The sequence below is a fragment of the Agrobacterium genomosp. 2 str. CFBP 5494 genome (assembly GCF_900013495.1).
GTDB lineage: Bacteria > Pseudomonadota > Alphaproteobacteria > Rhizobiales > Rhizobiaceae > Agrobacterium > Agrobacterium pusense.
The window spans coordinates 1,313,510-1,326,559 of record NZ_LT009718.1; the positions used below are offsets into that span (position 1 = coordinate 1,313,510).

Annotated in this window: 12 protein-coding genes; all 12 read left to right on the plus strand. The window is 63.5% G+C overall.

Annotated elements, in window-relative coordinates; genetic code table 11:
* The first annotated feature begins 32 nt into the window (after positions 1–32).
* On the plus strand, positions 33–671 hold the full coding sequence (locus AGR2A_RS06345; protein WP_072494181.1) for a TIGR02217 family protein: 639 nt from the start codon (positions 33–35) through the stop codon (positions 669–671).
* On the plus strand, positions 668–1,552 hold the full coding sequence (locus AGR2A_RS06350; protein WP_072494182.1) for a DUF2163 domain-containing protein: 885 nt from the start codon (positions 668–670) through the stop codon (positions 1,550–1,552). The genes AGR2A_RS06345 and AGR2A_RS06350 overlap by 4 nt, the downstream gene beginning before the upstream one ends.
* Entirely contained in the window at positions 1,549–1,983 is a 435-nt protein-coding gene (locus AGR2A_RS06355) for an NlpC/P60 family protein (RefSeq protein WP_072494183.1), read from the plus strand. Before AGR2A_RS06350 ends, AGR2A_RS06355 begins: the two co-directional genes overlap by 4 nt.
* 17 nt (positions 1,984–2,000) lie before the next feature.
* On the plus strand, positions 2,001–5,804 hold the full coding sequence (locus AGR2A_RS06360; RefSeq protein WP_080822501.1) for a baseplate multidomain protein megatron: 3,804 nt from the start codon (positions 2,001–2,003) through the stop codon (positions 5,802–5,804).
* A gap of 30 nt (positions 5,805–5,834) precedes the next feature.
* Positions 5,835–6,041, plus strand: coding sequence for a hypothetical protein (locus tag AGR2A_RS06365; protein WP_004440775.1), 207 nt, complete (start codon positions 5,835–5,837; stop codon positions 6,039–6,041).
* Positions 6,042–6,181: 140 nt separating this feature from the next.
* Entirely contained in the window at positions 6,182–6,436 is a 255-nt protein-coding gene (locus tag AGR2A_RS06370) for a hypothetical protein (RefSeq protein WP_003497070.1), read from the plus strand.
* Between the two features lie 92 nt (positions 6,437–6,528).
* Positions 6,529–7,200: a response regulator transcription factor gene (locus tag AGR2A_RS06375; RefSeq protein ID WP_072494202.1), complete on the plus strand. Its 672-nt coding sequence runs from the start codon at positions 6,529–6,531 to the stop codon at positions 7,198–7,200.
* Complete coding sequence (locus tag AGR2A_RS06380) at positions 7,190–8,590, plus strand: sensor histidine kinase (RefSeq protein WP_072494203.1); 1,401 nt, start codon at positions 7,190–7,192, stop codon at positions 8,588–8,590. Before AGR2A_RS06375 ends, AGR2A_RS06380 begins: the two co-directional genes overlap by 11 nt.
* 104 nt (positions 8,591–8,694) lie before the next feature.
* A complete protein-coding gene (locus tag AGR2A_RS06385; RefSeq protein ID WP_035210211.1) occupies positions 8,695–9,123 on the plus strand; it encodes a membrane protein in 429 nt (142 codons plus the stop codon).
* Positions 9,124–9,283: 160 nt separating this feature from the next.
* On the plus strand, positions 9,284–10,447 hold the full coding sequence (ccmI, locus tag AGR2A_RS06390) for a c-type cytochrome biogenesis protein CcmI (RefSeq protein ID WP_072494204.1): 1,164 nt from the start codon (positions 9,284–9,286) through the stop codon (positions 10,445–10,447).
* Complete coding sequence (ccmE, locus tag AGR2A_RS06395; protein WP_004440798.1) at positions 10,444–10,956, plus strand: cytochrome c maturation protein CcmE; 513 nt, start codon at positions 10,444–10,446, stop codon at positions 10,954–10,956. The genes ccmI and ccmE overlap by 4 nt, the downstream gene beginning before the upstream one ends.
* The gene (locus tag AGR2A_RS06400; protein WP_072494205.1) at positions 10,953–12,944 is read left to right on the plus strand and encodes a heme lyase CcmF/NrfE family subunit; all 1,992 of its coding nucleotides are present in this window, start codon (positions 10,953–10,955) and stop codon (positions 12,942–12,944) included. Before ccmE ends, AGR2A_RS06400 begins: the two co-directional genes overlap by 4 nt.
* Positions 12,945–13,050 lie beyond the last annotated feature (106 nt).

Here is a 13,050-nt window from a genome sequence, read left to right on the forward strand (position 1 = left end):
CCGAACAGCGAAATGAATCTAGGAACAACGACATGGTGGCATTTCATGAAGTGCGGTTTCCGCTGCGGCTGGCGCTCGGTGTGAGCGGCGGCCCGGTGAGACGGACCGACATCGTCAATCTTTCCAATGGGCGGGAAAGCCGCAATCAGCGCTGGCGAAATGCCAGGCGTGCCTATGACGCCGGCTCGGGCATCCGCTCGCTCACCGATCTCTATGAGGTGCTGGCCTTTTTCGAAGCGCGGCGCGGCGAGCTTTACGGCTTTCGTTTTCGCGATCCCGTGGACTTCAAATCCTGCCCGCCGGGAGACACGCCGGCATCGACCGATCAGAGGATCGGCGTGGGTGATGGCGTCACGGTGCGGTTTCAACTGGTCAAGACCTATGCCGATGCGGGTGGCTTCTTCACCCGCCGGGTGGAAAAGCCTGCCGAGGGCTCCGTCCGCGTATCGGTCGAGGGTGTCCCCGTATCCGCTTCGGATGTGTCCTGCGATTACGCGACCGGTATGGTGACATTCGGTTCCGGAAAGGTTCCGCCCGCCGGTGCGGTGGTCCGTGCGGGCTATGAATTCGATGTACCGGTACGGTTCGCGACCGACCGCATCGACATCAACCTCACCGCCTTCGAAGCCGGGCGAATTCCCGCCATTCCGCTGATGGAAATCCTGCCATGAAAACGATCGCTCCCGCCCTTGCCGGGCATCTTGAAAGCGATGCCACGACCACTTGCCATTGCTGGAAAGTGACGTTGAAGGATGGCGCCGAAATCGGCTTCACCGATCATGACGAGGCGCTTTTCTTCGCCGGCACGGCCTTTCTGGCCGCCAGCGGTTTTTCGGCCAGCGATAATGACAGCGAAACCGGGCTCGGCGCCGGCGCAGGTGAAGTGGCAGGCGGTTTTTCCAGCGAGGCGATTTCGGAAGAGGATCTTGCCGCCGGCCGTTTCGACGGAGCGAGAGTGGAGCTTTACCTCGTCAACTGGCAGGCTCCGGAAGAGCATGTGCTTCTCTCCCTGCGCGAGATCGGCGACGTAGCCCGGGCGGGCGGGTCCTTTCGCGCCGAGCTGCGCAGTTTCGCCCATCGCCTCAGCCAGCCGCAGGGGCGGGTTTATGGACGGCGCTGCGATGCCGCGCTGGGAGACGCACGCTGCGGCGTGGCTCTGGCGCGGTTCACCGGCAATGGCCGGGTGGTGGCGGTGGACGCGGCCGGCAATCTCGTCGCAACCGGGCTCAATGCTTTCCCGGATGGTTTTTTCAACGGGGGAAAGGTGCGTTTTCTCACCGGTCCGCTTGCCGGGCGCGGGTTCGATCTCGATGGCCATGAGCAGCGCAATGGCGGCGTGCTTCTTTCTTTCTGGCTTCCACCGGATGAGGCGCCGTTGCCGGGAGACAGCTTTTCCGTCACGGCCGGTTGCGACAAGAGCTTCGCCACATGCAGGCATACATTCGCCAATCAGCTGAATTTCAGGGGCTTTCCCCATCTTCCAGGGGCGGATTTCGCCTATTCTTATGCCAGCGGCGGTCACACCCACGACGGCGGGGCCTTGTTCCCATGAGCGAGACGGGAGACAAGGTGCTGGCGCTGGCCGAGCCGTGGATCGGCACACCCTATCGGCATCAGGCGTCGCTAAGGGGCGTTGGCTGCGATTGTCTCGGCCTGATCCGAGGCGTCTGGCGCGAACTCTACGGCAGCGAACCGGAACTTCCGCCGCCCTATGCGCCTGACTGGGCCGAGCGCTGCGGTGAGGACCGGCTGATGGCGGGCGTGCAACGGCATTTTCCCGGCGTTTCGGGCCTGGACGGGGCAAAGCCCGGAGACCTGCTGCTGTTCCGCTGGCGGGCCGATGCGGCGGCCAAACATCTCGGCATCCTCGCGGAATCCCGGCATTTCATCCACGCTTATGAGCAGGCGGCGGTGGTGCGTTCCGCCTTGGTGCCATGCTGGAAACGGCGCATCGCCGGCATTTTCCGCTTTCCCGATCCCTGAGATTTTTTGAGGCAGGCATGGCAACCATACTATTTCAGGCAGCAGGTGCGGCGCTCGGCGGTATTTTCGGGCCCGTGGGAGCGATCATCGGGCGTGCGGCCGGCGCGCTGGCTGGCAACGCCGTGGATCGCGCCTTGCTTTCAGACGGTGGTACCGTGTCCGGGGCACGGCTCTCGGCCGCGCGTATTCCCGGTGCGGATGAAGGCGCGGCGATAAACCGGCTTTACGGTACGGCGAGGATCGGCGGCACCCTGATCTGGGCGACACGTTTCGAAGAAAGCCGTGTCGTGCAGAGACGTGGTGGCAAAGGCAACCGCGGCCCAAGGGCGGAGACCTATCGATATTTCGCCAATCTCGCCATCGGTCTCTGCGAGGGGGAGGCGGCCTTCGTGCGGCGCGTCTGGGCCGATGGGCGCGAAATTGACCTGACCGGCATCGAGATGCGCTTTTATCCCGGCAGCGCAACGCAATTGCCCGATCCGCTGATCGAGGCGAAACAGGGGAGCGGCAATGCTCCCGCCTTTCGCGGCCTCGCTTATGTCGTCATCGAGCGCCTGCCGCTTGAAGCCTATGGCAACCGCATTCCGCTCATGCAGTTCGAGGTGGTGCGGCCGGTCGGCGGGCTGGAGAAATCGATCCGCGCCGTGACCGTCATTCCGGGCGCAACCGAACATGGTTACGCAACGGTGCCGGTTTCCGAGCATACGGGCATGGGTGAAAGCCGCGTGATGAACCGTAACGGCCTGACGGCCGAGACGGACTGGCGCGCTGCCATCGATGAATTGCAGGCGCTTTGCCCCGCTCTTCAAAGCGTGGCGCTGGTGGTGAGCTGGTTCGGCACGGATATGCGGGCGGGCGAATGCCGCGTCCTGCCGGGTGTTGAAGTGGGGGACCGGGAGGGGGAGACGACGCCGTGGTCCGTTGCCGGCCTGACACGCGCCGGGGCGCATCCGGTCAGCCATCATCATGGCGGTCCCGCCTATGGCGGCACGCCGAATGATGAAGGCGTGCTGCAGGCGATAGCCGACCTCAAGGCGCGGGGCCTGAAGGTCTGCCTTTATCCCTTTGTGATGATGGACGTGCCGGCGGGCAACGGGCTGCCGGATCCCTATGGCAAGGCCGAACAGGACGCCTATGCCTGGCGGGGGCGCATCACCTGCTTTCCCGCACCCGGGAGGCCCGGATCGGCCGATCGTACCGCCGGTGCGCGGCTGGAGATCGATCGTTTCTGTTCCCGCGCCGAGGGCTATCGACGCATGGTGCTGCATTACGCCGACCTCTCGGTAAAAGCGGGAGGCGTCGACGCCTTCCTGATCGGTTCCGAACTGCGGGGGCTGACGGGGTTGCGCGACGACAACGGCGCCTTTCCCTTCGTGGAGGCGCTGGTGCGGCTCGCGCGCGATGTACGGGCTGTCGTCGGAAGGGCGACGAAGCTCACCTATGCTGCGGACTGGAGCGAATATTTCGGTTACCAGCCGGCCGACGGCTCTGGGGACGTGTTCTTCCATCTCGATCCGCTCTGGGCGAGCCCCGACATCGACGCCATTGGCATCGACAATTACATGCCGCTCTCCGACTGGCGCGACGAAGATGCCGCAAACGGCAATCCTGATGGCATGACCGGCCCGGATGACGCTGTGGCCTTCCGCCGCGCCGTTACGGCTGGCGAGGGTTTCGACTGGTTTTATGCAAGCGAAGCCGACCGCACGGCCCGGCGGCGAACCCCCATTGCCGATGGCACAACGGCAAAGCCATGGGTATTCCGCTACAAGGACCTTCGAAACTGGTGGGAAAATCTCCATTACGATCGGCCCGGCGGGAAGGAGAGCACCACGCCGACCGCATGGAGGCCGGGCTCGAAGCCCATCTGGTTCACGGAACTCGGCTGCCCGGCGGTGGACAAGAGCGCGACACGCCCCAATGTCTTTCCCGATCCGAAATCGGCGGAAAACGCCTTTCCCCATTTTTCCCGCAAAAGCAGGGCGGACAGCCAGCAGCGGCGTTTTCTGGAGGCGCATCTGGGGCACTGGGAGAATGGCGATGCCGCGATGGTGGATACGAGCCGAATCTATCTGTGGACCTGGGATGCGCGGCCTTTCCCGGCCTTTCCGCAAAACGGTGCAACGTGGAGCGATGGCGGTAACTGGCGCACGGGCCACTGGCTGAACGGCCGGCTGGGAACGGCGACGCTTGCCGACACCATCGCCGCCATTTTGACGGATCACGGCTTTTCCGCTTTCGACGTCTCCGCCATCAGCGGCGATCTCACCGGTTATGTGCAAGGCGAGGTAACTTCGGCCCGCAGCCTGCTGGAGCCGCTGATCGCGGCATTTCAGCTGGATGTGGCGGAGGATGCCGGCACCCTGCGTTTCCGCTCCCGCAACGGGGCTGTTACGCCCGTTCGGGATATTTCCATTCTCGCCGATCTGGAGGGTGAACCGCTGTGGTCGGAAAATCGCGGCCACGACAGCGATTTCCCCGCGGAAGCCGTTCTGACCTCGTTCAACCCGGCGCTGGACTACGAGCAGGCGAGCGTGCGTTCGCGGCGCGTGGAGAATGCCGGCAGCCGTGTCATGCGGCTCGATCTCAACGCCGCTCTATCTTCGGAAACGGCGCAAGCGGCGATCGAGGCGGCCTTGCGCGACAGCCGCCAAGCACGGCGCAGCCTGCGTTTTGCCCTGCCGCCGGGGCAGATTGCGCTGGAACCGGGCGACTGCATCCGTCTCTCCACGAACGCCTTTCCGCAGGCGCCCGCAGGTCGGTTCATGGTCAGCCGTATCGAGGATGGCGCAGTGCGGCAGGTGGAGGCGCGGGCCTTTTCCCCGGCCTTGTCAACTTTTGCCGGTGTGGCGGACGAGCGACGTGCCCATGGCGCAAGCGGCAGCGAGGGTTTCGCGCCGGAAGTGCTGTTTCTCGATCTGCCGTATCAGGACGGTGCGGCGGCCGAGCAGTCGGCGCGAGTTGCCGCCTTTGCGAAACCCTGGCGGCCCATCGTCGTCTCGGCCTCATCAGGCACGGAAGGATACGGCCAGCGCGTCGTGCTAGACCGTCCGGCCAGGATCGCAACGCTGGCAATGCCGCTGAAGCCTGGACCCTGCGGTCGCTTCGACCGTGCAAATACCATCGTGCTCGATCTGCCTTTCGGCGAAGTTGCATCGGCCGAACCGCTTTCGGTGCTGAACGGCGAGAACCGCATCGCCGTGAGGGCGGCGAATGGTGTCTGGGAAATCGTCGCTTTCGCGAAGGCAGAGGAAACCGCGCGGTCGCGCTGGCGGCTTTCTGTTCTCCTGCGCGGCCTTGCCGGCACGGAAGACGCGTTGGCCACCGGTGCGCCGGCAGGGGCGCCGGTGGTTGTTCTGGATGCCGCGGTACAGCCGCTCGGTCTGCTCGCCGGAGAGCGTGGCCGGCAAATGAACTGGATTGTCGAGGCAGCGGAACAGGCCGGCGCGCCGGTCGGGCCTTTCTCCGTCGAGACCGGATTTCGGGCGCTGACGCCGCTTGCGCCGGTGCATCTTGCCGGGCTGCGAAAAACGGATGGCGTTCTCATCAGCTGGAAACGCCGGGGGCGGATGGACGCCGATGGCTGGGACGCAAGCGAAATTCCGCTGGATGAAGCTTTCGAACGTTATCGGGTGGAGGTGCTGGACGGCGACGAGGTGCGGCGTACCGCCGACGTCTCGGAACCCTTCTGGTTTTATCCAGCAACAGCCGAACTCACAGATTTTCCGGCGCTGCGGGATCACATTTCCGTGCGAGTCCGCCAGCTCGGCCGCGCGGTGCCCCTGGGAGTGGCGGCACAGGCCGTTCTCCCGCTTTCATAAATGCCTGAAAACAAAGCAAAGGACGACAAGATGGACAGTACCAAACCGTGGTATCAATCCCGCACGATATGGGGCGCGCTGATTGCGGTCTTCGCCCCGCTTTTCACCATTGCCGGCTTTGATCTGCCCGCCGGACTTCACGGTGAGCTGGCCGACGGCCTGATGACCGTGGCCGGCGGAATTGGCGGTCTCATCGCGCTTTACGGCCGCCTTTCGGCGACCCGTGCGATCCGCTGACCCAGCCCGCGCAAGCGCCGCTCCCGTTCCGTCTTCCCGCTGCGGGGGCGGCATTCATTTGCCATTCAGACGCTTTGCGCTACATATTCGGTCACAATACGGTTCAAGACGCACCCGTTTTTTTTGTGGAAGTTTGTAGAATGGCATCACCTCTCATCATCGCGACGCTTGCAGCCGGGCTTTCCGGTTTCACGGCGCCCGAGGCTGATTTGCAGGGCCACTACATTCTCGCTGCCAGCGATTGCGGCGCGGCCGTGGCCCGCGTTGTACGCGAAACCGGCGGCCAGCTTCTTTCTGTCTATCCTTCCGGCGACGGTCAGTCCTGTGTCGTCACCGTTCTCGTACAGGGAAATGGCGAGCGCCCGCGCAAGGTGACGATGCGCGTCCCGATGTAGCTTGCCCGCATCGCCGAAATATCGGAAAACGATCCGAGACATCTAGCATGACCGGCCACGCACGCGGGCCGGGACACAGGAAAGGGCGGACAATGCGTATTCTCGTTGTTGAGGACGATGCCAATCTCAATCGTCAGCTGACCGATGCCCTCAAGGAGGCGGGTTATGTCGTCGATCAGGCATTCGACGGCGAGGAAGGCCATTATCTCGGTGACACCGAGCCCTATGACGCCATCGTTCTTGATATCGGCCTGCCGCAACTCGATGGCATCACCGTCGTCGAAAAATGGCGCGCGGCCGGAAAGGCCATGCCTGTTCTCATCCTGACCGCCCGCGACCGCTGGAGCGACAAGGTGGCGGGCATCGACGCCGGCGCCGATGACTATGTGACGAAGCCCTTTCATGTCGAGGAAGTTCTTGCCCGCGTGCGCGCGCTCATCCGCCGCGCGGCCGGCCACGCTTCTTCCGAACTCATCTGCGGCCCGGTCCGGCTCGACACAAAGTCCTCCAAGGCGACCGTCAACGGCACGACGCTGAAACTCACCTCGCACGAGTTCCGGCTCCTGTCCTATCTCATGCATCACATGGGTGAGGTCGTATCGCGCACGGAGCTGGTCGAGCATATGTACGATCAGGATTTCGACCGCGATTCCAACACGATCGAGGTATTTGTCGGACGTCTTCGCAAGAAGCTCGGGGTTGATCTGATCGAGACGATCCGTGGTCTCGGTTACCGGATGCAAGCGCCGGCAGATGCGAAGTAATTCTCTCACCGCCCGCGTCCTGCTGCTCGCCTCGCTCTGGTCGGTGCTGGCGTTGGTGGTGATCGCCGTCGTGATCTCGACGCTTTACCGCCAGGGTGTGGAGCGCAGCTTCACCGATCTTCTCAGGGCACAGCTCTATAACGTCATCAATTCCGTGACGATTTCCAACGAGAATACGTTGGCCGGCAGCCCGCAGCTTGGCGATCTGCGCTTTTCGCAGCCCGATACCGGCTGGTACTGGGTTGTCGAGCCGCTCGGAAATTTCCAGACCGCGCCGCTGGTCTCTTCCTCGCTCGGCGTTTCCACCCTTCCGGTGCCGAGCATTCTCGACGCCCCCTTCGACAACCGCTACGAGCGCTTTTATGCCGTCACCGACGAGGCCGGCAATCAGGTGCGGGTGGCGGAAACCGAAGTCGTGCTGGATGGCGAGGGGCGTGCAGCGCGTTTCCGTGTGTCCGGCAATCTGAACGTCGTGGAAGACGATGTGCGGGACTTCTCCAACAGCCTTTATCTGGCGCTTGCCGTTTTTGGTGTCGGAAGTCTTGTCGTCAATGGTCTTGCCATTCTCTACAGTCTGCGGCCGCTCGATCAGGCTCGCGTCGCACTTGGCAAGATCAGGGGCGGAGAGGCGGAAAGCCTCGAAGGCGAATTCCCGCGCGAAATTCAGCCGCTCGCCAACGAGGTCAACGCACTGATCGATAGCAACCGAAGGCTTGTGGAGCGCGCGCGCATGCAGGTCGGCAATCTCGCCCATTCACTGAAGACGCCGATTGCCGTTCTCCTGAACGAAGCCCGCACGCTCGATCCGCAGCACGGCGATCTGGTGCGGGCGCAGGCGGACGCCATGCAGGCGCAGGTGCAATCCTATCTCTCCCGCGCCCGCATCGCCGCCCAGCGCGGCTCCATCCTTGCCCGCGTGGAGGCCGAACCGGCGCTGGAACGGCTGGTGCGCGTCATGCGCCGCCTGAACCCCGACAAGCAGTTCGTGTTGAATTTCGAGCAACCCGGCGCGGTGCTCGGCATGGAGCAGCAGGATCTGGAAGAGGTCGTCGGCAATCTTCTCGAAAATGCCGCGCGTTTTGCACAGACGCGTGTGGTCATTACGCTGGCGACCGGTACGCACCCATCCTCCGACGCCGAAATCGCCCGTCGCACCTGGGTGGAGCTGACGGTGGAGGATGATGGGCCGGGACTTGAGCCGGAACAGATCAGCGAAGCGATGAAGCGTGGGCGGCGATTGGATGAGAGCCGCCCCGGCACGGGCCTCGGATTGTCGATCGTTTCAGAGGTGGTGTCAGAGTACCATGGCCGCTTTTCGCTGTCGCGCAGCGCCATCGGCGGGTTGAAGGCAGATCTGATTTTGCCCGGCCTTTCGAAAGAGCTTGCGTGAGCCGAGAAAAAAGGCAAGAAATTCAACGCTGGTATATTGATGCAATGCGGTAGGAAAGAGGACAGGGTTTGGTTGACGTGTATGATGGCTGCCGCTCCGTGACGATGCGTTCGCTGGTGTCACGCCCGGCACTTCTCTCGATCCTGTGCGTTTCCATGCTGAGCGCCTGCACCACCACGGGCACCCGCCCGGCAGGCGGCGGTCTTTTCGGCCGTTCGTCACAGCCCTCCACGCCCTTCCTTGCTAATCTGGAAGGCGGTATTGTCGGGCGAAGCGGCGTGCAGCTTGACAGGGGTGACCAGACAAAGGCGCTGGAGGCCGAATATAAGGCGCTGGAAACGGCCCCGGTCGGCACGCCTGTCACCTGGACGGGCGATGACGCCAAGGGCCAGGTGGTCGCCAATGCGCCCTATCAGGTTGGCAACCAGAACTGCCGGCAATATTCGCACACCCTGACGGTAGACGGACGCGAGACCCGGGCGCGTGGCGCAGCCTGCCGCAATGCCGATGGAAGCTGGTCGCCGCTGACATAACCGGTTTGACGCAAATCAAGGTCACGGGCCCTTTGCGATGACAAGAGAGGCATGGCGGTGCAGCCGGGGGAAGGGTCTGCGGTGCGGCGTGATGTCTCAAATTCGCGTCATCCCTGCGCTTCATGTTTCCATGTGCCGCGCATTCGAGTAATTGAGCCTTATGTTCTGGATTGTCGTTGCGATATTGACGGCGGCTGTTGCCATCGTCCTGATGTACCCGCTGATGCGGAAGACCGAGGCGCCGCAGACGCGCCGTGACGGTGAGGTTGCCGTTTATCGTGACCAGCTGGCCGAACTGGACCGCGAGCGCGCCGCCGGCCTGATCGGGCAGACCGAGGCGGATTATGCCCGCGCCGAAATCGGCCGCCGTCTGCTTGCCGCCGCCGAAGCGGAGGAGCAACCCGGCAAGGAAACCCGGCCGCGCCGGCACAATCTCGCCGCCAGCCTGATCACCATTCTGTTGCCGGCGCTGGGTCTCTGTCTCTACATCTGGAACGGCAGTCCGGAGGTACCGGACATGCCGCTCGAGGCACGCCTTGAAAAGCCCGGCAACGACATGAATCTGCTGGTCGCAAGGGCCGAAAGGCATCTGGCGCAGAACCCGGATGATGGCGCGGGATGGGAAATTCTGGCGCCGATCTATTTCAAGATGCAGCGGCTTGGCGACGCCGAGCTCGCCTATCGCAATGCGCTTCGCATTCTGGGCCCGAGCGCCGAACGATTGACGGGCCTTGGCGAAACGCTCGTGGCCGGCAATGACGGTATCGTCATCGAGGCGGCGCGGGATGCATTTGCCGAGGCGGAAAAGCTTAAACCCGGCAACCCGCGTGCCCGCTTCTATCTCGCGCTGTCGCTGGAACAGGCGGGCGAGGCGGAGGAAGCACGCGCGGCCTTCACTCAGCTGGCGGCAGACGCCCCGGCTGGCGCGCCATGGCTGCCCCTGGTGCGCGAGCATATTGCCCGGACTGGCGGCGAAACGAAGCCTGCCGCACCCGGCCCGACGACCGAGGACATGGCGGCGGCAAAAGACATGACGGCGACCGACCGGCAGGCGATGATTGAAGGTATGGTGGCGAGCCTCGACGCCAAGCTGAAGGATAACCCGGCCGATTTCGAAGGGTGGATGCGGCTCGTGCGTGCCTATTCCGTGCTGAAGAACGAAGCCAAGGCCGGAGAGGCGCTGCGGGCGGGGCTGAAAGCTTTTCCGCCGGAGGGTGAGCAGGGCAGGCAGCTTCTGGCGCTGGCGAAGGAACTCGGCGTTTCCGCCGGACCGATCCGTATGAACGGGAAACAGGATGCCGCGCCGCAGGGAGTGACACAATGACCCGCAAACAGAAACGACTCGCGATCATCGGCGGCGGCATGAGCTTCATCGTGGCGGCCGTGCTGCTGGTCATGTTCGCCTTCGGCCAGTCCATCGCCTATTTCTACATGCCGGCCGATCTGGAAAAAACGCCCGTCAACCCGGGCACGCGCATCCGCCTTGGCGGGCTGGTGGCGGAAGGGTCGATCAAGCGCGGCGAGGGCCGCACGGTGAGCTTCACGGTGACGGATGGCGAAGCGACCGTGCCGGTCAGCTATACCGGCATCCTGCCCGATCTCTTCCGCGAAGGGCAGGGCGTGGTGACCGAAGGCATGTTCGATGCCGCGACCCACGGTTTCGTGGCCGACAGCGTGCTTGCCAAACACGACGAGAACTACATGCCGAAGGAAGTTGCCGACCGTCTGAAGGACAAGGGTCTGTGGCAGCAAGGCGCAGAGGGAGAGAAACCCGCGGCCGCAACGCCGGCCGCCGGCACGGCTTCGACTGACAAGACCGGAGCAACCAAATGATCAATGAGATCGGCCATTACGTTCTGGTGCTGGCGCTTGGCGTGGGGCTGATCGTGTCCACGCTGCCGGTCATTGGCGCGCGCCGCAACGACCGGGCGCTGATGGACATCGCTTCGCTCGGCTCGGTGCTGATGTTCCTGCTCGTTGGTTTGTCCTTCGCGGCGCTGACGCGGGCCTATGCCGTCTCGGATTTTTCCGTGCGCAACGTCTGGGAAAACTCCCATTCGCTGATGCCGATGATCTACAAGCTGACCGGTGTATGGGGCAATCACGAAGGCTCCATGCTGCTTTGGCTGCTCATCCTCGTGTTTTTCAGCGCGCTCGTCGCCACCTTCGGCCGCAACCTGCCGGAAACGCTCAAAGCCAATGTTCTTGCCGTGCAGGCATGGATTTCCGTCGCCTTCCTGCTGTTCATCCTGCTCACCTCCAATCCGTTTCTGCGGCTGGAGCCGGTGCCGGCCGAAGGGCAGGATCTGAACCCCATCCTTCAGGATTTCGGCCTCGCCATTCATCCACCGCTGCTTTACCTCGGTTATGTCGGCTTTTCCGTCTGCTTCTCCTTCGCCGTTGCCGCATTGCTGGAAGGCCGTATCGATGCCGCCTGGGCGCGGTGGGTGCGGCCATGGACGCTCGCCGCCTGGACCTTCCTGACTGCCGGCATCTCCATGGGTTCCTACTGGGCCTATTACGAACTCGGCTGGGGCGGCTGGTGGTTCTGGGACCCGGTGGAAAACGCCTCCTTCATGCCGTGGCTTGCCGGCACCGCGCTGCTGCATTCGGCGCTGGTCATGGAAAAGCGCGAGGCGCTGAAAATCTGGACCGTGCTTCTGGCGATCATGACCTTTTCGCTCTCGCTGCTCGGCACCTTCCTCGTTCGCTCCGGCGTTCTCACCTCCGTGCATGCCTTCGCCACCGATCCGAGCCGCGGCATCTTCATTCTCGGCATTCTGACCGTCTTCATCGGCGGCGCCTTCGCGCTCTTTGCATGGCGTGCGCCGTCGCTCAAAGCCGGCGGGCTATTTGCGCCGATTTCGCGTGAGGGATCGCTGGTTCTCAACAACCTGATCCTGACGGTCTCCACCGCGACCGTGCTGATCGGCACGCTCTATCCGCTCATTCTGGAAACGCTGACAGGCGAAAAAATCTCGGTCGGCGCGCCTTTCTTCAATCTCACCTTCGGCCTCCTGATGATCCCGATCCTGATCGTCACCCCGTTTGGGCCGATGCTCGCCTGGAAACGCGGCGATCTCCTGGGCGCATTCCAGCGGCTCTATGTGGCGGCAGCGCTCGCCGCTCTGGCGGGACTGACGCTCTGGTACATTGAAAATGGCGGCCCGGTACTGGCCGCACTCGGCATCGCTGCCGGTTTCTGGCTGATCCTCGGCGCATTTGCCGATCTCTGGTATCGCGCCAATTTCGGCAAGCTCGCTTTCGGTATTGCGTTTCGCCGCCTCACAGGCCTGCCGCGCTCGGCCTTCGGCACGGCGCTGGCGCATATGGGTCTTGGAATCACCGTTCTCGGCATCGTCATCGTCACCACCTATGAGACCGAGACGGTGCTGGAAATGAAAGAGGGCATGGCGGCGGAAGCGGGCGGCTACAGCCTGACCTTCGACGGCATCCGCCACGCCGTCGGACCGAACTTCACCGAGGATCGCGGCCATTTCACCGTGCGCAAGGCAGGCGTGGAAGTTGCGGATGTCTGGTCGTCCAAGCGGCTTTACACGGCCCGGCGCATGCCGACGACGGAAGCCGGCATCCTGACCTTCGGTCTCAGCCAGCTCTATGTCTCGCTTGGTGACCCCATGGCCGATGGCGGCATGGTGGTGCGCATCTGGTGGAAACCCTTCATCCTGTGCATCTGGGGCGGCACGCTGTTCATGATGGCGGGCGGGTTCATTTCTCTCTCGGACAGGCGATTGAGAGTGGGGGCGCCGAATCGCAAGGCGAAGCCGGTGCAGGCTGCAATGCCGGAGGCGGCGGAATGAGTGTGGAGCGTGCGGCAGGTTTCTTCTCCCCCACGGGGAGAAGTGCCGAGCAAAGCGAGGCGATGAGGGGGAAGCCGCATACACTGAGAGTTATGGCTGGCGTGGG

Coding starts and splice junctions, on each gene's coding strand:
- AGR2A_RS06345 (WP_072494181.1), top strand. CDS start 33: ATGGTGGCATTTCATGAAGTGCGGTTTCCGCTGCGGCTGGCGCTCGGT.
- AGR2A_RS06350 (WP_072494182.1), top strand. CDS start 668: ATGAAAACGATCGCTCCCGCCCTTGCCGGGCATCTTGAAAGCGATGCC.
- AGR2A_RS06355 (WP_072494183.1), top strand. CDS start 1,549: ATGAGCGAGACGGGAGACAAGGTGCTGGCGCTGGCCGAGCCGTGGATC.
- AGR2A_RS06360 (WP_080822501.1), top strand. CDS start 2,001: ATGGCAACCATACTATTTCAGGCAGCAGGTGCGGCGCTCGGCGGTATT.
- AGR2A_RS06365 (WP_004440775.1), top strand. CDS start 5,835: ATGGACAGTACCAAACCGTGGTATCAATCCCGCACGATATGGGGCGCG.
- AGR2A_RS06370 (WP_003497070.1), top strand. CDS start 6,182: ATGGCATCACCTCTCATCATCGCGACGCTTGCAGCCGGGCTTTCCGGT.
- AGR2A_RS06375 (WP_072494202.1), top strand. CDS start 6,529: ATGCGTATTCTCGTTGTTGAGGACGATGCCAATCTCAATCGTCAGCTG.
- AGR2A_RS06380 (WP_072494203.1), top strand. CDS start 7,190: ATGCGAAGTAATTCTCTCACCGCCCGCGTCCTGCTGCTCGCCTCGCTC.
- AGR2A_RS06385 (WP_035210211.1), top strand. CDS start 8,695: ATGCGTTCGCTGGTGTCACGCCCGGCACTTCTCTCGATCCTGTGCGTT.
- ccmI (WP_072494204.1), top strand. CDS start 9,284: ATGTTCTGGATTGTCGTTGCGATATTGACGGCGGCTGTTGCCATCGTC.
- ccmE (WP_004440798.1), top strand. CDS start 10,444: ATGACCCGCAAACAGAAACGACTCGCGATCATCGGCGGCGGCATGAGC.
- AGR2A_RS06400 (WP_072494205.1), top strand. CDS start 10,953: ATGATCAATGAGATCGGCCATTACGTTCTGGTGCTGGCGCTTGGCGTG.